The organism is Azospirillum isscasi (genome assembly GCF_030849505.1).
Lineage (GTDB): Bacteria > Pseudomonadota > Alphaproteobacteria > Azospirillales > Azospirillaceae > Azospirillum > Azospirillum isscasi.
On the sequence record NZ_JAUJFI010000383.1, the window covers coordinates 1 to 725 of the forward strand.

At 72.3% G+C, this 725-nt stretch carries 1 protein-coding gene; it reads right to left on the bottom strand.

Annotated elements, in window-relative coordinates:
- Positions 1-725, bottom strand: a 725-nt coding sequence (locus QSG27_RS29100; RefSeq protein ID WP_306712357.1) for an Ig-like domain-containing protein, incomplete at both ends; no start/stop codon positions are given.

A 725-nucleotide genomic window follows, 5' to 3' on the forward strand; every position in this document is an offset into this window, starting at 1 on the left:
GCGGTGATGGTGACCGAGCCCTCGCTCAGGGCCTTGACCTGGCTGGAGGTGAGGGACGTCGTCCAGGCCCCGGCGCTGACCGTGGCGGTCTGGGTGACCGTGCCGACGGTGACGCTGACGACCCGGCCGTCCTCGGCGGAGGCGGTGCCGGCGATGGTGACGGCGCTCTCGTCCTCGGCGTCGCTGATCCGGTCGTCGCCGGACACCGTGCCGATCGACAGAGACGGGGCGGTGCGGTCGTAGCTGACCGTCCGGGTGGCCGCCGTGGCGGGGTTGCCGGCCTGGTCGGAGACGCTCGCGGTGATCGTGACGGAGCCTTCGGACAGGCTCTTCACTTGGCTGGAGGTGAGGGACGTCGTCCAGGCCCCGGCGCTGACCGTGGCGGTCTGGGTGACCGTGCCGACGGTGACGCTGACGACCCGGCCATCCTCGGCCCCGCTCGTCGTGCCGGCGATGGTGACGGCGCTCTCGTCCTCGGCGTCGTTGATCCGGTCGTCGCCCGACACCGTGCCGATGGAAACCGTCGGCGCCGTCTTGTCGTAGCTGACCGTCCGGGTCGCCGCGGTGGCCGCGTTGCCGGCCTGGTCGGAGACGCTCGCGGTGATCGTGACGGAGCCTTCGGACAGGCTCTTGACCTGGCTCGAGGTGAGGGACGTCGTCCAGGCCCCGGCGCTGACCGTGGCGGTCTGGGTGACCGTGCCGACGGTGACGCTGACGACCCGGCC